Consider the following 23,515-nt stretch of genomic DNA (forward strand, 5'->3'; position numbering starts at 1 on the left):
GAGGGGGGGGCGGGGGGGGGGGGCGGCACTGGGGGGGTTCCCCCCCCCCTCGGCCCGTGCGGTTCGGGTGGCTCAGGCGTCGCCGCCCGCGTTGCCGGAGCGGCCAGCCCGGACGTCCAGCAGGCGGTACTTCTCCGCTGCCTCCCGCGGGACCTGGGGGTCCAGCTCGCCGCGGTCGGCCAGCATCTGCAGGGCCTTGACGGCCATCGACGGGCCGTCGATGTGGAAGAACCGGCGGGCGGCCGCCCGGGTGTCGGCGAAGCCGAAGCCGTCCGCCCCGAGCGCGAAGTAGTCCTCCGGGACCCACGGGGCGATCTGGTCCTGGACCTGACGCATGAAGTCGCTGGTGGCGACCACGGGGCCGCTGCCCTCGGAGAGGCGTCGGGTGACGTAGGGGACCCGCCGCTCCTTGTCGGGGTGCAGGAAGGCGTCGTCGTCGCAGGCCATCGCCTCGCGGCGCAGCTCGGACCAGGAGGTGACCGACCACACGTCGGCGCTGACGCCCCAGTCCTCACGGAGGAGCTGCTCGGCCTCGAGCGCCCACGGGACGCCGACGCCGGAGGCCAGGAGCCGGACGTGGCGACCCTCGCCCGAGCTCTCGCCCGTCTTGATCCGGTGCATGCCCTGCAGGATGCCCTCGACGTCCACGTCCGCCGGCTCGGCCGGCTGGCTCATCGGCTCGTTGTAGACGGTGATGTAGTAGAAGACGTCCTCGGGGTTCTCGCCGTACATCCGGTCCAGGCCGTCGGGCAGGATGTGGGCGAGCTCGTAGGCGTAGGCCGGGTCGTAGGCGATGCAGGCCGGGTTGGTGGCCGCCAGGATCGGCGAGTGGCCGTCCGCGTGCTGCAACCCTTCGCCGGTGAGCGTGGTGCGCCCGGCGGTGGCACCGATCATGAAGCCCCGGGCCAGCTGGTCGGCGGCGGCCCAGATGCCGTCACCGGTGCGCTGGAAGCCGAACATCGAGTAGAAGATGTAGAACGGCACCATGGGGACCGAGTGGGTGTCGTAGGAGCTCCCTGCCGCGGTGAACGCCGCGACGGAGCCGCCCTCGTTGATCCCCACGTGCCAGATCTGGCCGCTCGTCGACTCCTTGTAGGCGAGCATGAGGTCGGCGTCGACGGAGGTGTAGTTCTGCCCGTGGACGTTGTAGATCTTGGCCGTGGGGAAGAAGCTGTCCATCCCGAACGTGCGCGCCTCGTCCGGGATGATCGGCACCAGGTGCTTGCCGAAGTCCTTGTCGCGCATCCACTCCTTGAAGATGCGCACCAGCGCCATCGTGGTGGCGACCTGCTGCTTGCCCGACCCCTTCTTGGCGACGTCGTAGATCTTGCGGTCCGGAAGCGCGAGCTGGCTGGCGCTGCCCGGGTCGCGCCGGGGCAGGTAGCCGCCCAGCTTGCGGCGGCGCTCCTTCATGTACTGGATCGCGTCGTCGTCCTCGCCCGGGTGGTAGAAGGGCGGGGTGTAGGGGTCTGCCTCGAGCTGCTCGTCGGTGATCGGGATCTTGAGGCTGTCGCGGAAGCCCTTGAGGTCGTCGAGGGTGAGCTTCTTCATCTGGTGCGTGGCGTTGCGACCGGCGAAGTGGGTGCCAAGGCTGTAGCCCTTGATCGTGTGCGCCAGGATGACCGTCGGCTGGCCGGTGTGGGCGAGCGCGGAGGCGTAGGCGGCGTAGACCTTGCGGTAGTCGTGACCGCCCCTCTTGAGCTTCCACCAGACGTCCTCGTCGGACCAGTCCTTGACCATCTCCTTGGTGCGCGGGTCGCGCCCGAAGAAGTGGTCGCGGATGAACGCACCGTCGTTGGCGCGGAAGGTCTGGAAGTCGCCGTCGGGGGTGGAGTTCATCAGGTTGACCAGCGCGCCGGAGGTGTCCTTGGCGATGAGCTCGTCCCAGCCGCGGCCCCACAGGACCTTGATGACGTTCCAGCCGGCGCCGCGGAAGAAGCTCTCCAGCTCCTGCACGATCTTGCCGTTGCCGCGCACCGGCCCGTCGAGGCGCTGCAGGTTGCAGTTGACGACGAAGGTGAGGTTGTCGAGCTCGTCGTTGGCCGCAACCTGCAGCAGGCCGCGCGACTCGGGCTCGTCCATCTCGCCGTCGCCGAGGAAGGCCCAGACGTGCTGCTGGCTGGTGTCCTTGACCCCGCGGTTGTGGAGGTACTTGTTGAACGCGGCCTGGTAGATGGCGTTCATGGGGCCCAGCCCCATCGACACCGTGGGGAACTGCCAGAAGTCCGGCATGCTCCGCGGGTGGGGGTAGGACGGCATCGGGGAGACACCCTCGAGCAGGCCCTTGCTCTTCTCCTGACGGAACCCGTTGAGGTCGTCCTCGGTCAGACGGCCCTCGAGGAAGGCACGGGCGTAGATGCCCGGGGAGGCGTGGCCCTGGAAGAACAGCTGGTCCCCGCCGCCCTCGTGGTCGCGACCGCGCCAGAAGTGGTTGAAGCCGACCTCCCACAGGGTGGAGATGGAGGCGTAGGTCGAGATGTGGCCGCCGACGGAGATGTCGGGGTGCTGGGCGCGGTGCACCATGACCGCGGCGTTCCAGCGGATCCAGGCCCGGTAGCGGCGCTCCATGTCCTCGTCGCCGGGGAACCAGGGCTCCCGCTCCGGCGGGATGGTGTTGATGTAGTCGGTCGTGGTGAGGGAGGGCAGACCGACCTGCGAGTCGCGGGCCCGCTCCAGCATGCGCAGCATGAGGTAGCGCGCACGCTGGCGACCGCCGGCGTCGATCGCACCGTCGAGGGAGTCGAGCCATTCCTGGGTCTCTTCGGGGTCCGTGTCGGGGACCTGGCTGGGAAGGCCGTTGAGGATGGGACCGACGGGACGCTCCGGTGACATCAGGTATGTCCTTTCAACACGAGGTGACGCGCTCAGTCTGTCACGGTGGGCCTGCCCGTGGTCGGGCGGTCGCCGCCGGGGCCCTCTCCCGGGCCCCGGCCTTTACAAGGGGCCCCACCCTCTAGTTGTGTAGGGCCCACCATGAGCAGCGAGAGGAACGTGAGCACAGACGTGAGCGACGCCGACCGACTGGCGGGACCGGGCCGGAGGCTCGGCTTCGGACCTGGCCAGATCGTCATCGAGTACGGCTACGACGACGACGTCGACGAGGACTTCCGGTCCACCGTCGAGTCCCTCGTCGAGGGCCCGCTCGAGGACGAGGACTACGACGGGGTCGTGGACGTGGTGCTGCTGTGGTGGCGCGACGGCGACGGCGACCTGGCCGACGAGCTGGTCGACGCCCTCACCACCATGGAGGAGGGCGGCTTCATCGCCCTGCTCACCCCCGGCACCGGCCGCGACGACCGCGTCCAGGCCTTCGACGTCCAGGAGGCCTGCACCACCTGCTCGCTCGCCGCCTCCGGCGGGGTGCCGCTGGGCGAGTGGGTCGGCCAGCGGCTGGTGGGACGACGGTGAGCATCGAGGTCGGGTCGCGCGCCCCGGACTTCACCCTGCCCGACCAGTACGGCGACCCCCTCACCCTCTCCGAGGCCGTCGCGGACCGGCACGCCCTGCTGGTCTTCTTCCCCTTCGCCTTCTCCTCGATCTGCACCGGGGAGCTGCTGGAGGTGCAGCTGTCCATCGACGAGTTCGCCAACGAGCGCGTCCAGGTCCACGCCGTCTCCTGCGACCCCGTCCCGGCGCTGAAGACGTGGGCCGCGATCGAGGGCTACCGATTCCCGCTCCTGTCCGACTTCTGGCCGCACGGCGAGGTCAGCCGCGCCTACGGCGTCCTGGACGAGGCGTCCGGGACGGCCGCGCGCGGCACCTTCCTCGTCGCGCCCGACCTGACGGTGCGCTGGAGCCTCGTCCACGGCGAGGCCGAGACCCGCCCGATCGGGCTGCTCCACGAGGCGGTCCGCGAGCTCTCGGGACCCACCCCCTCCTAGGTGTCGACCACCTGCGGCGGGCTGGCACAATGGGCGGCCCAGGGCCTGTAGCTCAGTTGGTAGAGCGCCGCGTTTACACCGCGTAGGTCGTCGGTTCGAGCCCGGCCGGGCCCACGTGGACAGCAGCAGCGGACGGGAAGGACGGCATGTCCGAGCAGGCAGGTGCCCCGGCACGTCTGCGCGACGTCGTGGCCGTGCTCGAGGCCCTGTACCCGCCCGACACGGCGCAGTCCTGGGACCGGGTCGGGCTCGCCGCGGGCGACCCCGAGCAGCCGGTCCGCCGTGTCCTGCTGGCCGTCGACCCGACCCTGGACGTGATCGCCGAGGCCGTCTCCACCGGGGCCGACCTCGTCGTCACCCACCACCCGCTGCTGCTGCGCGGCGTCCACTCGGTCGCGACGACGACCGCCAAGGGCGCCGCCGTCACCGACCTCGTCGTGAACGATGTCGCCCTCTACTGCGCCCACACCAACGCCGACGTGGCAGACCCCGGCGTGGGGCAGGCGCTGGCGGCCGCCTCCGGCCTGGTCGTCACCGAGGCGCTGGAGCTGAGCGAGGGCCAGGAGCTCGGACGCGTCGGCGACCTCCCCACCCCGACCACGCTCGCCGGCCTGGCGCGGACGCTCCACGCCGCGCTGCCGCCGTCGGCGGGCGGGCTGCGGGCGAGCGGTCCGCCCGACGCCCCCGTCCGCCGCGTCGCCGTGCTCGGGGGGGCGGGCGACTCGGCGTTCGACGCCGTGCGCCGCAGCGGTGCCGACGTCTACGTGACCGCCGACCTGCGCCACCACCCCGCCCTGGAGGCGCGGGAGGAGGCCCGGGCGGCGGCGCGCGCGGGCGGCACCGGCACGCCCTACCTGCTCGACGCCGGTCACTGGGCCAGCGAGTGGCTGTGGCTGCCCGGCCTGCGGGACCTTCTTGTGCGACGGCTGCCGGATAGCGTGACCGTCGAGATCTCCACCGTGCGCACCGACCCCTGGGACTTCGTGGTCGGCGCGCAACCACCCACCGACGCAGGAGGTATGCCGTGAAGGCTTCCCCGCACGTGCAGGCCCGACTCCTCGACCTGCTCGCGCTCGACACCCGGCTGACCCAGCTCGACCACCAGGCCCGCAGCCTGCCTGAGCTGACCGACATCGCCCGGCTCGAGAAGCAGGCCGACGACCTCGACGCCGAGGTCGTCCGCACCGAGACCGCGCTCAGCGACCTCCAGCGTGAGGTCGCCCGGGCCGACGCTGCCGTGCAGCAGGTGCGCGACCGTGCCGCCCGCGACCAGACCCGGCTCGACGCCGGCACCGGCACGTCCAAGTCCCTGCAGGGGCTGCAGCACGAGCTCGCGTCCCTCGCCCGCCGCCAGGCGGTGCTCGAGGACGAGGAGCTCGAGGTGATGGAGCGCGTCGAGGCGGCGCAGGCGGAGGCGCAGGGGGCGGCCCGCGTGCGCGACGGGCACGGCGCCCAGCTGGCTCAGCTGCGGACGGCGCGCGACGAGAAGCTCGCCGTGGTGAGGGCCGAGCGCGAGACCGTGGCGTCCGGTCGCGACGCGGTCGTCGCCGACCTGTCCGACGAGCTCGTCGCCCTCTACGAGCGGATCCGTGCCCAGCGAGGCACCGGGGCCGCGGCGCTCGTGCAGCGCCGCTGCGGCGGGTGCCGACTGGAGATGAACGCGGTGGAGCGTGGGCGGGTGGCCGCCGCCGCCGAGGACGAGGTGCTGCGCTGCGAGGAGTGCGGGCGGATCCTGGTCCGGACCGAGGAGTCCGGCCTGTGAGCCTGCCCCCCGCCCTGGTGGTCGAGGCGGACGGGGGCTCGCGCGGCAACCCCGGGGTGGCAGGGTACGGAGCGCTCGTGCGGGACGCGCGCTCCGGCGCCCTCCTGGCCGAGCGCGCAGCTCCGCTGGGCCGGGCGTCGAACAACGTCGCGGAGTACGAGGGGCTCATCGCCGGTCTCGAGGCGGTCCTGGACCTGGACCTCGCCACCGACGCGATGATCGAGGTCAGGATGGACTCCAAGCTGGTCGTGGAGCAGATGTGCGGCCGCTGGAAGATCAAGCACGAGGACATGCGCCGCCTGGCGCTGCAGGCACGCCGGCTGGTGGACCGGGTCCAGTCCGCCGGCGGCTCGGTCGAGTTCACGTGGATCCCGCGGGAGCGCAACGGTGCCGCTGACGCACTGTCCAACGACGGCATGGACGGTCGGACGGTGAGGCGTGACCACGTCGCGGAGGTCGGGTCGGGCGAGGGTGGTGGCGAGCCTCCCCGGCAGCACCGCGGCGACCCTGGCGAGGCTCCCGACCGGCCCACCTTCGGGGAGGCCCGTGTCCCGCTCAGCGAGGTCTACGTCTCGGACGAGACGGTGCCGACCCTCCACGGCCAGACCCGGCTGATCCTGGTGCGCCACGGCGTCACCGACTTCACCCTCACCCACCGGCTGGACGGCCGCGGGGGAGCCGACCCCTCGCTCAACGCCACCGGGATGGCCCAGGCCAGGGCGGCGGCGGGCGCCGTCCAGAGGCTCGTCGAGCGCTCGGGGCCGGCGCCGCTGTCCGTCGTCTCCTCGTCCCTGCAGCGTGCGCGGCAGACCGGCCAGGTCCTGGCGGACCACCTCGGGGTGCGTCGCGAGGAGGACCGGGACTGGGACGAGCAGGGCTTCGGGGCGTGGGACGGCGAGGCGATGGGCGACCTGGTCCGGACCCAGGGGGCGCAGCTGCTGAGGCTGCGCAACGACCCCGACTTCGCGCCGCCCGGCGGCGAGACGCGCACTGCGCTCGACGCCCGTGTGGGCGTCGCCCTGAGCCGGGCGCTCACCCGGGGCGGCACCGTGGTGGTGGCCACCCACCGGGTCGTGCTCATGTCGGTGCTTGGTCGCGTCCTCGGCATCGACGCGAGTCGAGGGTGGTCCGTGGCGACCGCGCCGGCATCGCTCACGGCGCTGGAGGTCTGGCCCGACGGCGGTGCCCAGGTCGCCTTCGTCAACGACACCCACCACCTCTACGACCCCGCGGGCGAGGTATCGCGAGCGGGCTCGGCCGAGGTGACGATCGTGGACTCGTCGCTGGAGTGACCGGCACGTCGGCGGCCTGTCCGCGGACGCCCCGGCGCGGTCCTCAGCGCGACCGGACCTCCAGGGCCCAGGGCCGCCCGGCGCGCTCCGGCTCCAGCAGTTCCACGGAGAAGCGGTCGCCCAGGATCTCCGGCAGGGCCTGGGGCCGGCGGGGGTCCGAGGCGTCCTGGCACAGCGCGCGGGCGACGAGACCCCGGGTGTGCTTGGCCGTGTGGGTGGCACCCGGGACCCGCACCGTCACCCAGCGCCTCGTGAGCTCCCCCTGCGGGACCCAGGCCGCGGCATACGTGCTGGACCGGCAGTCCACGACCAGGCCGCGGCCAGCCAGCTCGGCCAGGACCGGCTCCAGCTCCGGTCGCCAGAACCCGGCCAGCGGGCCGACACCCGGCAGGTTCACCGACATCGAGAGCCGGTAGGGCGCCAGCCGGTCGGTCATCCGCACGGCCCCGTAGAGCGCGGAGACCACGACGAGACGCCGGGTGGCGCGACGGGCCGGGGCCGGGTCGAGCGAGGCGAGGTCGAGCGCGTCGTAGAGGACGCCGGTGTAGAGCTCGCGCGCGGGGAGCGTCGGGGCGGTGAGCAGGTGGGTGTTGCGGGCGATCTCCTCAAGCAGCAACGGGCTGACCCCCAGCACCGCGGCGGCGTCCGGCTGTCCGCTGACCTCGGCCAGGGCGCTCGCCACGGTGGCGCGGGAGGCCGCCAGGGCGGGGGACGAGAGGGTCTCGGGACGCAGCGCGCTCCCCCGCGCGCGCGTGGCCTTGGTCTCCGAGGGCGGCAGGAGGATGATCACGACAGGCAGGGTAGGGCACGTAGGGTGGCCGCCATGGTGCAGCGTGCGACCCGCCTGAGCGGTCCGTCCCCGAGCTCTGAGACCGGCCGGCTGCTGGACCGGGCCTTCGCCCTGGTCCGGCAGGAGGAAAAGGTCCGGACCGAGTTCCCGCCGGAGGTGCTGGCCGAGGTCGAGCGCTCCATGGCCGCGCCCGACCTGCCCGAGCGCGACGAGACCACCGTCCCGTTCGTGACCATCGACCCGCCTGGCTCGATGGACCTCGACCAGGCCGTGCACATCGAGCGCGACGGTGACGGCTACCGGGTGCGCTACGCGATCGCCGACGTGCCGTCCTTCCTCGTCGAGGGCGGGGCGCTGGACGCCGAGGTCCGCCTGCGCGGGATGACCGTCTACTGCCCGGACACGCGGGTCCCGCTGCACCCGTCGGCGCTCAGCGAGGACGCCGCGAGCCTGCTCCCCGCCGTGGTGCGTCCCGCCTACGTCTGGGACCTGCGGCTGACCGCCGAGGGGGAGCGGGGCACCGCCGACCTCTACCGCGCCATGGTGCGTTCAGAGCGCCGCTACACCTATGCGGAGGTGCAGGAGCTGGTCGACGGCGGCCAGGGTGAGGGCACCCTGATGCTCCTGCAGGAGGTTGGCGAGCAGCGCATCGCCCGCGAGTCCGCACGGGGTGGCGCCAGCCTGCCGATGCCCGAGCAGGAGGTGCACGTCGACGACGAGGGGCACTATCACCTCCGGCTGCGCCCGCTGCTGCCCGCCGAGGACTGGAACGCCCAGATCTCGCTGCTCACCGGCATGGCTGCCGCCGCCCTCATGCTCGAGGGCGGGGTCGGCATCCTGCGGACGATGCCCGAGGCCACCCCCCAGTCCGTCGCCCGCTTCCGCCGCGAGGTCCGTGCGCTGGGGTCCGACTGGCCGCAGGACATGCGCTACGGCGACTTCCTGCGCGGCCTGGACCGCAACGATCCAGCGCACCTCGCGATCGTCAACGCCGCGACCGCGCTCTTCCGCGGAGCCGGCTACACCACGTTCGACGGGGAGCTCCCGCCCGAGGACCAGCGGGTCCAGGCGGCCATCGCGGCGCCCTACGCCCACGTCACGGCCCCGCTGCGCCGTCTCGTCGACCGGTTCGGTCTCGCGGTGTGCGAGGCGCTGGCCGCTGGTCGGGACGTGCCCGCCTGGGCACGCGAGGCGCTCCCGGCCCTGCCGGACCTGATGGCCGAGGCCGACCGGCGCACCAAGTCTGTCGACCGGCAGTGCATCAGCGCCGTCGAGGCGGCCGTGCTCGTGGACCGGGTCGGCGAGCACTTCGAGGCGGTCGTCGTCGACGGTTTCGACAAGGGCGTCGTCGTGCAGCTGCTCGACCCACCTGTCTCGGAGCGCGCCCGCGGCACCGCCGGGCTCGGCAGCACCGTCCAGGTCGAGGTCGAGTCGGCGGACATCCTGCGGCGCGTCGTGGAGCTGCGCGTCGTGCCCGGCGGGAACAGCCCCGCTGCTGTGGGTGGATGAGTCGGCCGGTACGCCGGGTCAAGGCTCAACGGGACAGTGACCTCGTGAGATCCGATGCACAGCGAATCTGACCTGTACTGATGCCGATGGTCAGTGATTGGTCGTGACGGTCTTTGCGAGGGGGCCTGAGCAAGGACCGAGGACGGGCGCTGTGGCATGTCCCCCCGGGCTCGCTGTTGTGCTCAGAGGGTCGCCACTCGGCCCGGTGCTCCCAGCGTGCGAGGACGGACCTCGGTCACGGGCGCCACCTTGGGGTGTGGTCCACAAGCGGGCATGGAGGGGTCATTGCGCTGGCAGACTGTGCCCATGGCGGGACGGCATCGGGACAGGAGCAGCAGCGGGCCTCTCGGGTGGGCTGCGGTCTCAACGGCGGGTGTCCTGCTCGTGTGCTGGGGGCTGCTCCAGCAGCAGGGTGACCCGCCTGTGCCGGATCGCTCTCTCAGCCTGTCGGCAGCGCAGACCTCAGCGCCACGGTCCAGCACGGCAGACCAGCACTCAACTGATGCAGCCGTGCGGCCGGGTACTGCGTCAACCGGTTCGACACCGACGACCTCCTCCGGTGTCGACGCCCTGCCCCCGGCCGTGCCCCTCTCGATCGAGATCCCGGCCATCGGGGTGAGCTCACCGCTGCACGCGTTGGGGCTCAATGCAGACGGCACGTTGCAGGTTCCCTCGGGTGACCGCTACGACGAGGCGGCCTGGTTCGACGGGTCGCCGACGCCTGGCGAGATCGGGCCCGCGGTGATCGAAGGTCACGTCACGGGCACCGGATTCGGCCCGTCGGTGTTCTTCCAGCTGGGAGCTCTGGAGGCCGGAGACGTGGTGGAGGTGTCTCGCAGGGACGGATCCGTGGCGACCTTCCAGGTGTACGCGATGGACGCTTTTCCCAAGAATGACTTCCCCACAACGATCGTGTATGGCAACACGCGGACCCCTGAATTGCGGCTGATTACCTGCAGCGGGGAGTACGACGCGAACCTGGACGCGCATGTGGACAACGTGGTCGTTTTCGCCCGCCTGGTCGAATCTACTTGACACGCCAGCGCCGCCACCCCTTCATTTCGAGGTGGCGGCGCTTGACGAGCGTTGTAGGAGGAGAACCTCAGCGACGTGAGCGACGTGCCGCCGACATTGCCAGACCGCCGGTGCCCAACGTCAGCGCGAGACCGCCGGCGACGAGCAGCCCGGCGTGCTCGACACCGGTGGTGGACCCGCCGCCTGTGGCGACACCGCCCTGGGGAGGCGTCGGCACCTGGTCATCGTCGTCATCCCCACCGTTGTCGACGACGGTGCCGAGAGGCACCTCGTTCCGTGCGGTGTCTGAATAACTCGAATAGTTCTCACAGGCGACCCCGTCATCGTCCGCGTCCAGCCCGTCAGGGTCAGTCGGGTTCGCCATGTAATGGGCCTGAGCGGCAGCCTGGGACGCGAAGTCCGCGCAGTCGAGGTCAGCGGCGGATGAGGGTCCCGCCAGGAGGAGCGAAGCAGCAAGGGTGAGTCCCGCAACTGCGGGCGTACGGTAGAGCTTCTGCATGGAGGTAGTTCCCTTTGGTCATCATTCTGCGAGATGTAGCCTGCCTGCGACACGGTATCCGTTTCTACGAGCAGAGCAAGCCACCGAAGGTAACGAATTCGCAAAATCCCTGACCCTCCTCGAGCGATCAGTGGTCGGGCCCGTACACCTACTCCGGCCCGACTCTGAGGACCGCACCCGGGCGGCGGTCGACGCCGTGCTGGGTGCTGAGGACGGGCTGAGGTCGACCACGGCCCGCTGACCGCATGGCTGCAGGTCAGCGCCAGTGAAGTGGATGAGTCGGCCGGTACGCCGGGTTCTGTCCCTCCGCGCCGTCACCGGCACTGCGGAGGTGGCGGCCATCCATCTACGACGGCCGTTGCCGACCGCCTCCAGCGACCTACCCGTGCGCTCGGGCGGGCAGCCCTCGAGCACGCACTGTCTGGTCTTGCTCCAGGTGGGGTTTACCTAGCCACGCCAGTCGCCTGGCGTGCTGGTGGTCTCTTACACCACCGTTTCACCCTGACCCACCGGCGGACCGGTGGGCGGTCTTCTCTCTGTGGCACTGTCCCGCGGGTCACCCCGGGTGGCCGTTAGCCATCACCTTGCCCTGTGGAGCCCGGACGTTCCTCGGCGGACCCGGAGGTCCGACGCGGCCGCCTGGCCGACTCATCCACGACCGTCCAGTCTATCCCTGTCCCAGGGTGGTGACGCCTGCGCCTCGCAGGTCGATCACCTCGACGCCCCCCTCGGCCCCGAAGTCTCCGATGTGCTTGAGGTACATCGCCCGGCCCGTGTCGTTGAGCAGGCCGTCGTGGATGGGGACCACGCCCCTCGTCGGTGCCACTCGCCGCACGAACTCGACGGTCTCCGCGACCTTGCCCCACGGGGCGTTGACAGGCACGCACAGCACGTCGACCTCGCCCGGCTCGGCGTCCAGGGCGTCACCCGGGTGGAAGAGCCGGGGTCCGTCGCCGGCCCGCAGGACCACTCCCAGGTTGCCGATCCGAGCGACGTACGGGTGGATCACCGCGTGCTGCGCGCCCACCGGCAGCACTTCGAGCTCACCGAGACGCACGGCGCGGCCCGACCCCATCCGCTGGGCGCGGTCCCCGAGCCCCGCCCGGCTCAGCACCTCTGCGGTGTCGGGCTCCACGAGCACGGTGGCGCCGGGGTTGTCCGCCAGGAGCGCGGGAAGGCGTTGCGGGTCGCAGTGGTCCGGGTGCTGGTGCGTGATGACGACCGCGGTGAGGTCGCGCAAGCCGTCCAGGTCAGAGAACGTGCCGGGGTCGACGAGGACCCGCTGGTCGGCGACCTCGACGAGGAGGCACGCGTGGCCGAGGTGGGTGAGCTCCATACCCGCACGGTATGCCGTGCCGCCAGCGGGTGCCAGGGGTGCCGGCCGGCGCGGGGCCGTAGCCTTGCGAGCGTGGAGTTCCTCAACGGCACGCAGCCCGCGCACGACCTGACCTACGACGACGTCTTCATGGTGCCCTCGCGCTCCGCCGTCACCTCTCGGCTCGACGTCGACCTGCGCACCCCCGACAGGGTCGGCACCACCATCCCCGTGGTCGCGGCGAACATGACCGCGGTGGCCGGCCGACGGATGGCGGAGACCATCGCCCGCCGCGGCAGCCTGGCCGTGCTGCCGCAGGACATCCCGCTGCCCGAGATCCGCAAGACGGTCGAGCGGGTCAAGGCCAGCCACACCGTCTACGAGACGCCCATCGTCATCGAGCGCTCCGCGCCGGTGGCCCAGCTGCTCTCGGTCATGCACAAGAGGGCCCACCGGGCGGCCGTCGTGGTGGAGGCCGGCCGACCCATCGGCATCGTCACCGAGAAGGACTGCGAGGACGTCGACCGGTTCGTCGCGGTCGGGGACGTCATGGAACCGCCCCGCGTGGTGCTGGAGGAGGGCGTCGACCTGAGGGAGGCCTTCGACCAGCTCGAGGGCACGCGCGCCGGGATGGCGCCGGTCGTCGCGGCCGGCGTGCTGCGCGGGGTCGTCACCCGCACCGGGCTGCTGCGCTCGGCGATCTACACGCCGGCGACCGACGCCCAGGGGAGGTTGTGCATCGGTGCGGCCGTCGGGATCAACGGGGACGTCCAGGCCAAGGCCGCCGAGCTGCTCGCCGCGGGCGCCGACGTGCTGGTCGTGGACACCGCACACGGCCACCAGGAGAAGATGCTCGACGCCCTGCCCACCGTGGTCGCGGCGCGGGACGCGCACGAGGCACGCACCGGGGTGCGGGTGCCGGTCGTGGCCGGCAACGTCGTCTCCGCCGCAGGGGTGCACGACCTGGTCGCGGCCGGTGCCGACATCGTCAAGGTCGGGGTGGGCCCGGGGGCCATGTGCACCACGCGCATGATGACCGGGGTGGGCCGCCCGCAGTTCTCCGCCGTCCTCGAGTGCGCGGACGCCGCCCGAGGACTGGGCGCGCACGTGTGGGCCGACGGCGGGGTCAAGCACCCTCGCGACGTCGCCCTGGCGCTCGCCGCCGGGGCCGCCTCGGTCATGGTCGGTTCGTGGTTCGCGGGCACCCTGGAGTCCCCGGGCGACCTCATGCGCGACGCCGACGGCCGCTACTACAAGGAGTCGTTCGGGATGGCCTCGGCCCGCGCCGTGCGCCAGCGCACCCGCGACCTGTCGGCCTTCGACCGGGCGCGTTCGGCGCTCTTCGAGGAGGGCATCTCCTCGGGCCGCATGTTCCTCGACCCGCACCGGCCCGGGGTCGAGGACCTGCTGGACCAGATCGTCTCCGGTGTCCGCAGCGCCTTCACCTACGCCGGGGCGCGCTCGATCGGCGAGTTCCACACCGGCGCGGTCGTGGGGGTCCAGGGCGCCGCCGGGTTCGAGGAGGGGCGGCCACGGCACACCTCCTGGTGAGGTCGTGCCGGCTCAGCCCAGGTGCTGGGCGTGCCAGGCGGCACCGATGATGCCGGCCTCGTTCTTCAGCCCGGCCGGCACGATCGGGGTGCGCAGCTTGAGGAGCGGCAGGAACTTCTTGGCCTTCTTGGACACGCCGCCGCCGACGATGAGGAGATCGGGCCAGAACAGCCCCTCGACGTGGGAGTAGTAGCGCTGCAGCCGCTCGGCCCACTCCTCCCAGGACAGGTCCTCATCCTCCCGGGCACTGCTGGCGGCGCGGGACTCGGCGTCGTGGCCGTCCAGCTCCAGGTGGCCCAACTCGGTGTTGGGCACGAGCTGCCCGTCCACGAAGAGCGCTGAGCCGATCCCGGTGCCCAGCGTGGTGAGCAGCACCACGCCCTCGACCCCCTTGCCGGCCCCGTAGTGCATCTCGGCCACCCCGGCGGCGTCTGCGTCGTTGACGACGTGCACCGGCCGCCCGAGCCGCTCGGTGAACAGCGCGTCGGCGTCGACGCCGATCCAGGCCTTGTCGATGTTGGCCGCCGTGCGCACGATCCCGTGCTGGACCACGGAGGGCATCGTCAGACCGACCGCCGAGCCCTCGTCCAGGTGGCTGCGCTGGGCCTCCACGACGCCGGCGACGATGTCGGCCACCGCCTCCGGGGTGGAGGCCTCGGGCGTCTCGATGCGGACCCTGTCCGCTGCGAGCTCGCCCTGGGAGAGGTCGACGGGGGCACCCTTGATGCCGCTGCCGCCGATGTCGATGCCGAGGATGGGGGAAGCCATGGGCCACAGGGTATGCCGTGCCCGCCCGGTCCGCAGGTCCGTGGCGCGTGCGTCAGGGCAGGGTGAGGATCTCGGCGCCGGTGTCGGTGATGAGGATGGTGTGCTCGAACTGGGCCGAGGGCCGGCCGTCGGCGGTCAGCACCGTCCAGTGGTCGTCCCACTCCACCCACTCGTGGGTGCCGAGGTTGAGCATCGGCTCGATGGTGAACGTCATCCCGGGCTCGATGAGCGTGTCGTAGTCCGGCGCGGCGTCGTAGTGCGGGATCACCAGGCCGGAGTGGAACGCCTCCCCGACCCCGTGGCCGGTGAAGTCGCGCACGACGCCGTAGCCGAACCGGTGGGCGTAGCTCTCGATGACCCGCCCGATGACGTTGATCTCCCGCCCGGGACGGGCCGCCCGGATCGCCCGCATGAGCGCCTCGTGCGTCCGCTCGACCAGCTGCCTGGTCTCCTCGGCGACCTCGCCGCACAGAAAAGTGGCGTTGTTGTCGCCGTGGACGCCGCCGACGTAGGCGGTGATGTCGATGTTGCAGATGTCCCCGTCCTGCAGCTCACGGTCGTCGGGGATGCCGTGGCAGATGACCTCGTTGACCGAGGTGCACAGCGACTTGGGGTAGCCGCGGTAGCCCAGCGTCGAGGGGTAGGCGCCGTGGTCGAGGAGGAACTCGTGCCCGACGCGGTCGATCTCGTCCGTGGTGACCCCGGGACGGACCAGCCGGCCGCACACCTCGAGCGCCTGGGCCGCGACCCGGCCGGCGACCCGCATCCGCTCGATCGTCTCCGCGTCCTTGACCTCGGCCCCGTCGAAGGGGGCCGGGGCGGGCCGGTCGACGTACTCCGGCCGGGCGATGCCGGCGGGCACCGCGAGGCGGGGGCTGACGGTTCCGGGGGCAAGCGAGGAGGGCGCAGGCATAGGGTGAAGTGTAGGTGCCGAGCAGCGCCGTCCCCTGCGACGAGGAGCGACGATGGAGTACTGGTTCAACACCCGGACCGGACAGGTCGAGGCCCACGACGACCCCGGTCGCGCGCGCAGCGGCGACCTGATGGGGCCCTACCCCACGCACGAGGAGGCCGCGCGCGCGTTGGAGATCGCGGCCGCCCGCACCGAGCAGTGGGACGAGGAGGACCGCCGCGAGCGGGAGTGGCGCACCGGCGACCCCGAGGACCTGGACAACAACCCGCTCAACGGCTGATCGTCCGGACCTGGTGTGGACGATCTGCTCGTCGAGCGGGTGCTGCGGGCCGTGGACCAGGTGCCGCCGGGGCGGGTCGTCTCCTACGGTGACCTCGCGGCGCTCGTCGGGACCGGTCCGCGCCAGGTCGGCGCGGTCCTGCGCGACTGGGGGTCCGGCGTGGCCTGGTGGCGCGTGACGAACCGCGACGGTGACCTCCCGGGCGAGCTGCTGGGTCGGGCCAGCACCCACTGGGAGGCCGAGGGCATCGGGCTGCGGGCCACCGGCCGCGGCTGCCGCTTCGCCGAGCACCGCGCCGACCTGGCGATCCTCGCGCACGACTACGCCAGGGCTGTCGGGGACCTGCACGCCCCGTGAGGCGACGCGCGCGGCACACGCCCGTTCCACCGGCCCGGGGATGGGGCAGGATGGGCGCATGAACCGCCAGCAGGAGTACGTCCTCCGCACCATCGAGGAGAGAGACATCCGGTTCGTCCGGCTCTGGTTCACCGACATCCTCGGCACCCTGAAGTCGGTGGCGGTCGCCCCTGCCGAGCTGGAGCAGGCCTTCTCCGAGGGGATCGGCATCGACGGCAGTGTCATCGAGGGGTTCACGCGGGTCTACGAGGCGGACATGGTCGTCCAGCCGGACGCCGACACCTTCCAGGTCCTCCCGTGGCGCGAGGGCACGGCTCGGATGTTCTGCGACATCCACATGCCCGACGGCAGCCCCGCCGCCACGGACTCCCGCCACATCCTGCGCCGCTCCCTGGACGCGGCCGCGGCGGAGGGGTTCACCTTCTACACCCACCCCGAGATCGAGTTCTACCTCTTCAAGGAGCCCTACGACCCGGCGGTCGGTCCGGTGCCGGTGGACCAGGCGGGCTACTTCGACCACGTCGCCCGGGGTGACGGCCACGACTTCCGGCGCGGCGCGATCGACACCCTGGAGCAGATGGGCATCTCGGTGGAGTTCAGCCACCACGAGGGCGGACCGGGCCAGCAGGAGATCGACCTGCGCTACGCGGACGCCCTGTCCATGGCCGACAACATCATGACGTTCCGGACCGTGGTGCGCGAGGTGGCGCTGCAGCAGCAGGCCTTCGCCTCGTTCATGCCCAAGCCGCTCGCGCCGCACCCGGGCTCGGGGATGCACACCCACGTCTCGCTCTTCGAGGGCGACACCAACGCCTTCTACGAGCCGGGTGCGGCCTATGAGCTGTCCCAGACCGGCCGCCGGTTCATGGCCGGCGTCCTCGAGCACAGCCGCGAGATCTGCGCGGTCACCAACCAGTGGGTCAACTCCTACAAGCGGGTGTGGGGCGGCGGGGAGGCACCGGCCTACGTCTGCTGGGGGCACAACAACCGCTCGGCGCTTGCCCGGGTGCCGATGTACTCGATCGGCAAGGGCCACTCGCGCCGGGTCGAGGTCCGCTCGATCGACTCGGCCTGCAACCCCTACCTCACCTTCGCCGTGATCCTGGCCGCCGGGATGAGGGGCATCAAGGAGGGCTACGAGCTGCCGCCGGAGGCCGAGGACGACGTGTGGGCGCTCACCGACGCCGAGCGGCGGGCGATGGGCATCGACCCGCTGCCCCAGAGCCTGGGCGAGGCGGTGGCCGTGATGGAGGAGTCCGACCTCGTGGCCGAGGTCCTCGGCGAGCAGGTCTTCGACTTCTACCTGCGCAACAAGTGGCAGGAGTGGAGCGAGTACCGCTCCCAGGTCACCCGCTTCGAGCTCGACCGCTACCTGCTCCACCTCTAGGACCGAGGGGTATGACGTGAGCCAGGGCCCCGGAGCACGCCGGCCCCGGGGTGGGCGCCCGGGAGGGCCGCAGGACCTCGGCGCAGGCTCGGCCGAGCTGGCCAGAGCGGGTTTCGCCGACACGCCGCGCGCCACGCAGCTGCTGGCGGAGGTGGCGGAGCGCCTCGGGGCCGAGGTCGACCTGGCGTCGCTGCTCTCGGACCTCGCCGTCGTGGCCGACCCCGACGGGGCGCTGCTGGCCCTCGTCCGGCTCCTGGACCCGCGCAGCACGGGGGCGTCGGGCGCTCGAACGGACGCCCTGACCCGGTCGGTCGTGCTGGCCGGCGGCGACCCGCGCCGCCGGGTGCTGGCCGTCGTGGGCGGGTCCGTGGCGCTCGCCGACCACCTCCTGCGGCACCCCGAGCACGTGTCGGACGTCGCGGAGGGCCGGGTGCCGGAGCCGGCCGACGTGGTGGCTGCTGTCGACGGTCTCCGGGACCGAGAGGGCGCCGACGCGCTCCGCGTGGCCTACCGCCGGCAGCTGCTCAGGGTCGCGACGATCGACCTGACCAGCGAGGACCCCGTGTCGTTGATGCCCCGTGTCGGGGCCTGGCTGGCGGAGCTTGCCGGCGCCGCGCTGGAGGGCGGACTGCACCTGGCCCGGGCGGAGGTCGAGGGCCAGGAGGTCTGCGACCTCGCGATCATCGGCATGGGCAAGACCGGGGGCTGCGAGCTCAACTACCTCAGCGACGTCGACGTCATCTTCGTCGTGGGTGCGCGGCAGGGGTCCGGCGACGAGGAGGCGCTGCGCGTCGGAGCCCGGCTCGCGAGCGCGGTGATGCGTATCTGCAGCCAGTCGACGGCCGAGGGCTCGCTGTGGCAGGTCGATGCGGCCCTGCGGCCGGAGGGCAAGCACGGCCCGCTCGTGCGCAGCCTGCACTCCCACCGGGAGTACTACCAGCGCTGGGCCAAGACCTGGGAGTTCCAGGCGCTGCTGAAGGCCCGGCACGTCGCCGGCGACGAGGCCGTCGCGCAGGAGTGGCTCGAGATGGTCCGGCCCCTCATCTGGGAGGCGGGTGGCCGCGACAACTTCGTCGAGGACGTCCAGGCGATGCGGCGCCGGGTCGAGCACAACGTCAAGCCGGCCGAGGTCGAGCGGCAGATCAAGCTAGGGCCCGGGGGGCTGCGGGACATCGAGTTCAGCGTCCAGCTCCTCCAGCTGGTCCACGGACGCTGGGACGAAACGCTGCGCTCGGGCACCACCCTGGACGCCCTCGCCGCGCTGCGCGACGGTGGCTATGTCGGGCGAGACGACGCCGCCGTCCTCGACGAGGCCTACCGCCTGCTGCGCTGCCTGGAGCACCGGGTCCAGCTCCACCGGCTGCGCCGCACCCACCTGCTGCCCACCGGCTCGGCGGAGCTGCGTCGGCTCGGCCGGGCCATGGGGGAGCGGGGCGAGGCCGAGCGCGCCCTGCTGCAGCGGTGGCGCGCGGTCCGCCAGGACGTGCGCCGGCTGCACGAGCGTCTCTTCTACCGGCCCCTGCTCAGTGCGGTGGCGCGGCTGACCACCGACGAGGCCCGGCTCTCCCCGGAGGCGGCGCGGACCCGGCTGGCCGCCCTCGGCTTCCGCGACCCGGCCGGTGCGATGCGGCACCTGGAGACCCTGACCGAGGGCGTCAGCCGCCGGGCCACCATCCAGCGGCACCTGCTGCCCGTGATGCTGTCCTGGTTCGCCGACGGCGCCGACCCGGACGCTGGCCTGCTGGCCTTCCGTCAGATCAGCGACAGCCTGGGCACGACCCACTGGTACCTCGGGATGCTCCGCGACGAGGGCACCGCGGCGCAGCGGCTGGCGACGGTGCTGTCCTCCAGCCGGTATGCCGTCGACCTGCTCCTGCGCTCTCCGGAGACGGTCGCGCTGCTCGGTGACGAGGCGGGACTGGTCCCGCCCGACCGGGAGGCGTTGGTGGCGCGGATGATCGCGGCCGCCACCCGTCGCACCAACACCGACGAGGCCTTCCAGTCCGTGCGCAGCGTCCGCGCCCGCGAGCTGGTTCGCGTCGTGCTCGGCGACCTCGTGGGCGACTGGGAGGGCACGCGGGTGCGGGAGGCGCTCACGGACATCACCGACGCCTACCTGGAGGGCGCTCTGACGGTGGCGCGCGACCGCGTGCTCGCCGAGCGGGACGAGGAGCCGCTCACGGCCCTGCTGGTGGTGGGGATGGGCCGGCTGGGCGGTCGCGAGCTGGGCTACGCCAGCGACGCCGACGTCCTCTACGTCCACGACCCGATGAGCGGCGTCGACCCCGAGGCGGCGTCGGCGCAGGCCGCGGAGATCTTCGCCGAGCTGCGCAAGGGCCTGGCGGGGACCGGGCCCGACCCCGTCCTGGAGCTGGACGCGTCCCTGCGACCGGAGGGACGGTCCGGGGCACTGGTGCGCTCGCTGGACGCCTACCGCACCTACTACGAGCGGTGGTCGGCGGGCTGGGAGTCCCAGGCGCTGCTGCGCGCCCGGCCGGTGGCCGGAGACCCCGCCCTGGGTGCCCGCTTCACCGCGCTCGTCGAGCCGTTGCGCTGGCCCCCCGGAGGGATCGACGACCACGCCCTCCGCGAGATCCGGACCCTCAAGGCGCGGATGGAGTCCGAGCGCCTGCCCCGGGGCGCCGACCCACGCACGCACCTCAAGCTCGGCCTGGGAGGACTCTCGGACGTGGAGTGGGTGGTGCAGCTGCTCCAGCTCCAGCACGCGCACGAGTGCCCCGGGCTCCGCACGACGAGCACGCTCGACGCGCTGGACGCGGCCGTGCAGTCCGGCCTGGTCCGGGACACCGACGGTGAGGAGCTGGCGCGCGCGTGGCGCCTCGCCTCGCAGCTCCGAGACGCCGGCATCGTCTGGCGCGGACGGCCGGTGGACTCGGTGCCCAGCCAGCTGCGCGACGCCGAGGGGATGGCGCGCATCATGGGACGACCGCCCGGTCAGGGACCCGAGCTCGCCGAGGAGTGGCGGCGTGCCGCACGGCACTGCCGCGCGGTCGTCGACCGTCTCTTCTACGGCGACGCCCCCCCGGTGCTCCGGTCCCGTGCGGCTGCCGCTGGGGTCTCGACCCGCCGTCCCGACCGCCCGGGGCGGTCGGCCGGATTCAGGTCCGGTGCCGAGGGCATGCCGCGGACCGGTGCGCGCTTCCCGCGCCCGCGCGGCCCGGGAGGCCCTCCCGACCGCCGACGCGGCCAGGGTGGACGAGGTGACGGTGGACGCGGGGACGGCGGGGCGCGCGGCACCTCGGGCGGTGGTTCGTAGGATGGCCCGGTGACCCCGACCGCCCCACCCCCTGACCACGTCGGGGTGCGTCCGACGGCACTGGTGCTCCTCGCCGGCGTCCGGACCGAGATCGCCGCCTGGGTCTCTCGTAGCGTCGTGCCCCTCGCGACCGTGCCGCTCGAGGGGTGGACCGTGGTGCTGGGGACGGGCAGCACTCCCGTCGGAGCGCCCTACGACGACGCCGGGATGCTTCTGGCAGCCCGGCCCGTGCCTCCCAGGGCCGGACCCGCACTCGGGTTCTTCGAGCTCGACGGCCGTGCCGTGGTCACGGTCCATGGTGCCGGCCGGCGCAAAGGACCCACGTGGGTCGTCTGGGAGCCGGACCTGGGCCTCCTGCGCCCGCCGGGCCTGGAGCTCGCGGGACCGGCGGAGATCACCCGGGCTGCCGGCGCACCCGCCGAGGTGCGGGACGAACTCGTCGACCTCCTCCACGAGAAGCGCGCCAGACCCGTGACCATGCTGCAGGCCGTGATGGCGACGCTGGGACTGCCGGGGGCGCGGCTGCTCGCCGAGCCGGCGCGCGTGGAGGAGCTGCCCGGGACGACCCTGCACCAGCCCGCGGGCCGTCAGGTCGGCTGGTTCGAGGACGCGGTCGCCGACTCGGTCCGGCTGCGCCGTGAGCTCGGGGCCCTGGGGTGAGCGCACCGGTCCTGACCCTGCTGCCCGCCGTGGACGTGACCGGGGGCCGGGCCGCCCAGGTGGTCGACGGCGGCAGCGACGACCCTCTGACCGTCGCTCGTAGGTGGGTGGACCAGGGGGCCCGCTGGGTGCACCTCGTCGACCTCGACCGGGCCTACCGGCGCGGCTCGGACCTGAAGTTGCTGACCGGTCTCGTCGCCGCGCTGCCGGTGCCCGTGCAGCTGTCCGGCGGGCTCGACGACCCGTCCTCGGTCGAGGCCGCTCTCGCCAGCGGTGCCCGGCGCGTCAACCTCGCGGTGACCGCCCTGCGCGACCCTGCGTGGGTCGCGGAGCTGGTGCGCGAGCACGCCGACCGCATCGCGATCGGGATCGACGTGGTGCACGGGGAGGTCGTGGCCCGCGGTTCGGGGGAGACGCTCGGGCCGTGGGAGCTGCTGGTGGACCGGCTGCTGGACGCCCTGGGGGCGCACAGCCCGGGTGCCTACGTCGTGGCCGACGCCTCGAGGGACGGTCGACGCACCGGCGTCGACCGGGCTCTCTTCGCCACCGTCGTGGGGCGCCTGGGCCCGTCCGTCGTGGCCTCCGGAGGAGTGTCCACGCTGGAGGACCTGCGCGCCCTGCGAGAGGTGGGCGTGTCGGGAGTGGTGCTCGGGGCGGCCCTCTACCACGGGGCCTTCACCCTGGCAGACGCCTTGGAGGCAGTGCGATGACCCACCGGTTCACCGGGCACGACCCTGCCGCCGGGACGGACACGGGCGGCGTTCCGTGGCAGGGACGGACCCTCGCGGGGACGGGCTTCGACCACGACGCCGGAGAGACGGACGCCGCGCTCGCAGAGCTGCTGTCACGCTCCGAGGAGGCGATCGACGCGCGGGCCGTCGTGGCGGCGGTGGCCGCGGCCCGGCTGATCGTGCCCGTCGTGGCGGTGCCGGGCGAGATCGACACCCGCTCGGCCCTGCCCGTCGACGCGACGAGCGACATGGCCTCCGTGACCCTGGTCGGCCCGGACGGGCAGCGGGCGCTGCCCGCCTTCACGAGCACCTCGGCGCTGGCCGCCTGGAGCGCCGAGGCCCGACCCGTGCCCGTGACGGCGCAGCGGGCGGCGCTGGCGGCGGTGCAGGAGGGCTGCGGCGTGATCCCGCTGGACCTGCCCGCGCCCCCCGGCGCCGCGGCATACACCTTGCGCGCCTCGATGGTCTGGGCCCTCGCCATGGCGAGGGAGTGGGTGCCGGCGCACGAGGACGACCACGTGGCGGCGGCCGTGGCGGGCGTCCTGTCCCGCGAGCCCGTGGTCAGGGGGCACCGGCTCGCACCCGGACCCCAGGGTGCGCTGCAGGTCGAGCTGGCCCTCGGGCCAGGGCTGACCCAGACCCAGGTTCAGGAGCTCGTCACGCGGGTCGGCGAAGCGCTCGCGACGGACGGTGAGACCCGGGCCCGCATCGACGCTCTCGCCTTCCGCCTCGTCGCGGGCTGACCTCCCGGGCGGCGGACCCCGCGGCGTGGCGCCTGCTGACCCGGCCGGGCGGGGGAGGACCTAGCCGGCAGCGTCCTCCGCGCGGGCCTGTGCCGGCCCCTCCTCCTCGCGGAGGCGCGGCTCGGTCCGCAGCTCGGGGTGGACCCCTCGCTTGTCGGCGTAGAAGGTGCGCACGACGTCCATGTCGGAGCGCACGTCACCGGTCAGGCGTACGGTGGGTCCGAAGCCGAGCGTCCGGCTGGGCCCGTCGATGAAGCCCAGCGACAGCGGCAGACCGGTCTGGCGGGCCAGCCGGTAGAAGCCGGACTTCCAGTGCGACCCCTTGCTGCGCGTACCCTCGGCCGCCAGCACGATGAGGAAGAACTCGTCGCCACGGGCCTGGTCGGAGAGCTGCTGCACGACCGACCCGGGAGCCACCCGGTCGACCGGCACCCCGCCGGTGGAGCGTAGGAGCCAGCCCAGGGGTCCCCGGAACAGCTCCTGCTTGACGAGGACCCGTGGCCTGACCTCGTGCGACCAGAGCAGCACCAGCATGGCGACCCAGTCCCAGTTCGAGGTGTGCGGCGCGCCCACGATGATCCCCGACCGCGGCACCTCGCCCACCGTCCGCCATCGCGCGAGCCGCAGGGCCGCCCGGGCAGCGGCACGCCGCACCGGCATCCGCTCGGTCATCGGCGCTGCTCCATCGACCCAGCGTAGGTGACGGGTACACGACGGGCGCGCCTCCTCCGGGGTGGAGGTCGACGCGCCCGTCGGGGTGCCTCC

Annotated in this window: 22 protein-coding genes, 1 tRNA gene and 1 other RNA gene; 16 read left to right on the forward strand and 8 right to left on the reverse strand. The window is 72.8% G+C overall.

From position 1 onward, the window contains the following. Positions 1-72 precede the first annotated feature (72 nt). The gene (aceE, locus tag ACI3ET_RS07525; protein ID WP_405032388.1) at positions 73-2,832 is read right to left on the reverse strand and encodes a pyruvate dehydrogenase (acetyl-transferring), homodimeric type; all 2,760 of its coding nucleotides are present in this window, start codon (positions 2,830-2,832) and stop codon (positions 73-75) included. Positions 2,833-2,991: 159 nt separating this feature from the next. On the opposite strand from aceE, the gene ACI3ET_RS07530 reads away from it, so the two are divergent. From ACI3ET_RS07530 to ACI3ET_RS07555, 6 genes are all read left to right on the forward strand, one after another. Continuing rightward, a complete protein-coding gene (locus tag ACI3ET_RS07530; RefSeq protein WP_405032389.1) occupies positions 2,992-3,408 on the forward strand; it encodes a DUF3052 domain-containing protein in 417 nt (138 codons plus the stop codon). After that, entirely contained in the window at positions 3,405-3,881 is a 477-nt protein-coding gene (locus tag ACI3ET_RS07535) for a peroxiredoxin (protein WP_405032390.1), read from the forward strand. Before ACI3ET_RS07530 ends, ACI3ET_RS07535 begins: the two co-directional genes overlap by 4 nt. A 41-nt stretch (positions 3,882-3,922) precedes the next feature. Continuing rightward, positions 3,923-3,995, forward strand: a tRNA-Val gene (locus ACI3ET_RS07540). Positions 3,996-4,027: 32 nt separating this feature from the next. Next, positions 4,028-4,909: a Nif3-like dinuclear metal center hexameric protein gene (locus ACI3ET_RS07545; RefSeq protein WP_405032391.1), complete on the forward strand. Its 882-nt coding sequence runs from the start codon at positions 4,028-4,030 to the stop codon at positions 4,907-4,909. Then, on the forward strand, positions 4,906-5,643 hold the full coding sequence (locus ACI3ET_RS07550; RefSeq protein WP_405032392.1) for a zinc ribbon domain-containing protein: 738 nt from the start codon (positions 4,906-4,908) through the stop codon (positions 5,641-5,643). Before ACI3ET_RS07545 ends, ACI3ET_RS07550 begins: the two co-directional genes overlap by 4 nt. Next, on the forward strand, positions 5,640-6,935 hold the full coding sequence (locus tag ACI3ET_RS07555) for a histidine phosphatase family protein (RefSeq protein WP_405032393.1): 1,296 nt from the start codon (positions 5,640-5,642) through the stop codon (positions 6,933-6,935). The genes ACI3ET_RS07550 and ACI3ET_RS07555 overlap by 4 nt, the downstream gene beginning before the upstream one ends. A gap of 43 nt (positions 6,936-6,978) precedes the next feature. On the opposite strand, the gene ACI3ET_RS07560 is transcribed toward ACI3ET_RS07555, so the two are convergent. Further along, on the reverse strand, positions 6,979-7,725 hold the full coding sequence (locus ACI3ET_RS07560) for a YaaA family protein (protein ID WP_405032394.1): 747 nt from the start codon (positions 7,723-7,725) through the stop codon (positions 6,979-6,981). 33 nt (positions 7,726-7,758) lie between these two features. On the opposite strand from ACI3ET_RS07560, the gene ACI3ET_RS07565 reads away from it, so the two are divergent. Beyond that, positions 7,759-9,234, forward strand: a complete 1,476-nt coding sequence (locus ACI3ET_RS07565) for an RNB domain-containing ribonuclease (RefSeq protein ID WP_405032395.1) — start codon at positions 7,759-7,761, stop codon at positions 9,232-9,234. A 306-nt stretch (positions 9,235-9,540) separates the two neighbouring features. Then, positions 9,541-10,269: a class F sortase gene (locus tag ACI3ET_RS07570; protein ID WP_405032396.1), complete on the forward strand. Its 729-nt coding sequence runs from the start codon at positions 9,541-9,543 to the stop codon at positions 10,267-10,269. Positions 10,270-10,336: 67 nt separating this feature from the next. Here ACI3ET_RS07570 and ACI3ET_RS07575 read toward each other — a convergent pair whose 3' ends face one another. The 3 genes from ACI3ET_RS07575 to ACI3ET_RS07585 all read right to left on the reverse strand — a co-directional run bounded on the left by ACI3ET_RS07575 (position 10,337) and on the right by ACI3ET_RS07585 (position 12,104). Further along, positions 10,337-10,768: an excalibur calcium-binding domain-containing protein gene (locus tag ACI3ET_RS07575; protein ID WP_405032397.1), complete on the reverse strand. Its 432-nt coding sequence runs from the start codon at positions 10,766-10,768 to the stop codon at positions 10,337-10,339. Between the two features lie 271 nt (positions 10,769-11,039). After that, an RNA gene (gene rnpB / locus ACI3ET_RS07580) (RNase P RNA component class A) lies at positions 11,040-11,419 on the reverse strand. A 16-nt stretch (positions 11,420-11,435) separates the two neighbouring features. Beyond that, positions 11,436-12,104, reverse strand: a complete 669-nt coding sequence (locus ACI3ET_RS07585) for an MBL fold metallo-hydrolase (RefSeq protein ID WP_405032398.1) — start codon at positions 12,102-12,104, stop codon at positions 11,436-11,438. Positions 12,105-12,176: 72 nt separating this feature from the next. Here ACI3ET_RS07585 and ACI3ET_RS07590 point away from each other — a divergent pair, with 72 nt between their 5' ends. Further along, on the forward strand, positions 12,177-13,634 hold the full coding sequence (locus ACI3ET_RS07590) for a GuaB1 family IMP dehydrogenase-related protein (protein ID WP_405032399.1): 1,458 nt from the start codon (positions 12,177-12,179) through the stop codon (positions 13,632-13,634). A gap of 12 nt (positions 13,635-13,646) precedes the next feature. Here the strand turns inward: ACI3ET_RS07590 and ppgK are convergent, their stop codons facing one another. Both ppgK and map read right to left on the reverse strand, forming a co-directional pair. Next, positions 13,647-14,402 carry a polyphosphate--glucose phosphotransferase gene (gene ppgK, locus ACI3ET_RS07595; RefSeq protein ID WP_405032400.1) on the reverse strand — a complete coding sequence of 252 codons (756 nt, stop codon included), beginning with the start codon at positions 14,400-14,402 and terminating at the stop codon, positions 13,647-13,649. 52 nt (positions 14,403-14,454) lie between these two features. Next, positions 14,455-15,315: a type I methionyl aminopeptidase gene (gene map, locus ACI3ET_RS07600; protein ID WP_405032401.1), complete on the reverse strand. Its 861-nt coding sequence runs from the start codon at positions 15,313-15,315 to the stop codon at positions 14,455-14,457. 52 nt (positions 15,316-15,367) lie between these two features. Here map and ACI3ET_RS07605 point away from each other — a divergent pair, with 52 nt between their 5' ends. Genes ACI3ET_RS07605 through ACI3ET_RS07635 form a run of 7 tightly spaced genes read left to right on the forward strand, consistent with a single transcriptional unit; the run spans position 15,368 to position 22,750 of the window. Continuing rightward, entirely contained in the window at positions 15,368-15,595 is a 228-nt protein-coding gene (locus tag ACI3ET_RS07605) for a methionine aminopeptidase (RefSeq protein WP_405032403.1), read from the forward strand. 15 nt (positions 15,596-15,610) lie between these two features. Beyond that, entirely contained in the window at positions 15,611-15,952 is a 342-nt protein-coding gene (locus tag ACI3ET_RS07610) for an MGMT family protein (RefSeq protein WP_405032404.1), read from the forward strand. Between the two features lie 58 nt (positions 15,953-16,010). Further along, positions 16,011-17,339 (forward strand): glutamine synthetase family protein, encoded by a 1,329-nt coding sequence (locus ACI3ET_RS07615; protein WP_405032405.1) that lies wholly within the window; start codon positions 16,011-16,013, stop codon positions 17,337-17,339. Between the two features lie 16 nt (positions 17,340-17,355). Next, positions 17,356-20,616 (forward strand): bifunctional [glutamine synthetase] adenylyltransferase/[glutamine synthetase]-adenylyl-L-tyrosine phosphorylase, encoded by a 3,261-nt coding sequence (locus ACI3ET_RS07620; RefSeq protein WP_405032407.1) that lies wholly within the window; start codon positions 17,356-17,358, stop codon positions 20,614-20,616. Between the two features lie 9 nt (positions 20,617-20,625). After that, positions 20,626-21,276 carry a hypothetical protein gene (locus ACI3ET_RS07625; RefSeq protein WP_405032408.1) on the forward strand — a complete coding sequence of 217 codons (651 nt, stop codon included), beginning with the start codon at positions 20,626-20,628 and terminating at the stop codon, positions 21,274-21,276. Further along, a complete protein-coding gene (locus ACI3ET_RS07630) occupies positions 21,273-21,986 on the forward strand; it encodes a 1-(5-phosphoribosyl)-5-[(5-phosphoribosylamino)methylideneamino]imidazole-4-carboxamide isomerase (RefSeq protein ID WP_405032409.1) in 714 nt (237 codons plus the stop codon). Before ACI3ET_RS07625 ends, ACI3ET_RS07630 begins: the two co-directional genes overlap by 4 nt. Continuing rightward, positions 21,983-22,750: an SseB family protein gene (locus tag ACI3ET_RS07635; RefSeq protein ID WP_405032410.1), complete on the forward strand. Its 768-nt coding sequence runs from the start codon at positions 21,983-21,985 to the stop codon at positions 22,748-22,750. Before ACI3ET_RS07630 ends, ACI3ET_RS07635 begins: the two co-directional genes overlap by 4 nt. A gap of 60 nt (positions 22,751-22,810) precedes the next feature. Here ACI3ET_RS07635 and ACI3ET_RS07640 read toward each other — a convergent pair whose 3' ends face one another. Then, positions 22,811-23,422 carry a 1-acyl-sn-glycerol-3-phosphate acyltransferase gene (locus tag ACI3ET_RS07640; RefSeq protein ID WP_405032411.1) on the reverse strand — a complete coding sequence of 204 codons (612 nt, stop codon included), beginning with the start codon at positions 23,420-23,422 and terminating at the stop codon, positions 22,811-22,813. Between the last annotated feature and the right edge of the window lie 93 nt (positions 23,423-23,515).

This window comes from Ornithinimicrobium jinqii (assembly GCF_045032595.1).
In the GTDB taxonomy this organism is placed as follows: Bacteria; Actinomycetota; Actinomycetes; order Actinomycetales; family Dermatophilaceae; genus Ornithinicoccus.

Excerpts from the sequence above, each read along its gene's own strand:
- ACI3ET_RS07575 (WP_405032397.1), bottom strand. The coding sequence starts at position 10,768 with ATGCAGAAGCTCTACCGTACGCCCGCAGTTGCGGGACTCACCCTTGCT.
- ACI3ET_RS07635 (WP_405032410.1), top strand. The coding sequence starts at position 21,983 with ATGACCCACCGGTTCACCGGGCACGACCCTGCCGCCGGGACGGACACG.
- ACI3ET_RS07585 (WP_405032398.1), bottom strand. The coding sequence starts at position 12,104 with ATGGAGCTCACCCACCTCGGCCACGCGTGCCTCCTCGTCGAGGTCGCC.
- ppgK (WP_405032400.1), bottom strand. The coding sequence starts at position 14,402 with ATGGCTTCCCCCATCCTCGGCATCGACATCGGCGGCAGCGGCATCAAG.
- aceE (WP_405032388.1), bottom strand. The coding sequence starts at position 2,832 with ATGTCACCGGAGCGTCCCGTCGGTCCCATCCTCAACGGCCTTCCCAGC.
- ACI3ET_RS07570 (WP_405032396.1), top strand. The coding sequence starts at position 9,541 with ATGGCGGGACGGCATCGGGACAGGAGCAGCAGCGGGCCTCTCGGGTGG.
- ACI3ET_RS07640 (WP_405032411.1), bottom strand. The coding sequence starts at position 23,422 with ATGACCGAGCGGATGCCGGTGCGGCGTGCCGCTGCCCGGGCGGCCCTG.
- ACI3ET_RS07615 (WP_405032405.1), top strand. The coding sequence starts at position 16,011 with ATGAACCGCCAGCAGGAGTACGTCCTCCGCACCATCGAGGAGAGAGAC.
- map (WP_405032401.1), bottom strand. The coding sequence starts at position 15,315 with ATGCCTGCGCCCTCCTCGCTTGCCCCCGGAACCGTCAGCCCCCGCCTC.
- ACI3ET_RS07545 (WP_405032391.1), top strand. The coding sequence starts at position 4,028 with ATGTCCGAGCAGGCAGGTGCCCCGGCACGTCTGCGCGACGTCGTGGCC.
- ACI3ET_RS07605 (WP_405032403.1), top strand. The coding sequence starts at position 15,368 with ATGGAGTACTGGTTCAACACCCGGACCGGACAGGTCGAGGCCCACGAC.
- ACI3ET_RS07565 (WP_405032395.1), top strand. The coding sequence starts at position 7,759 with ATGGTGCAGCGTGCGACCCGCCTGAGCGGTCCGTCCCCGAGCTCTGAG.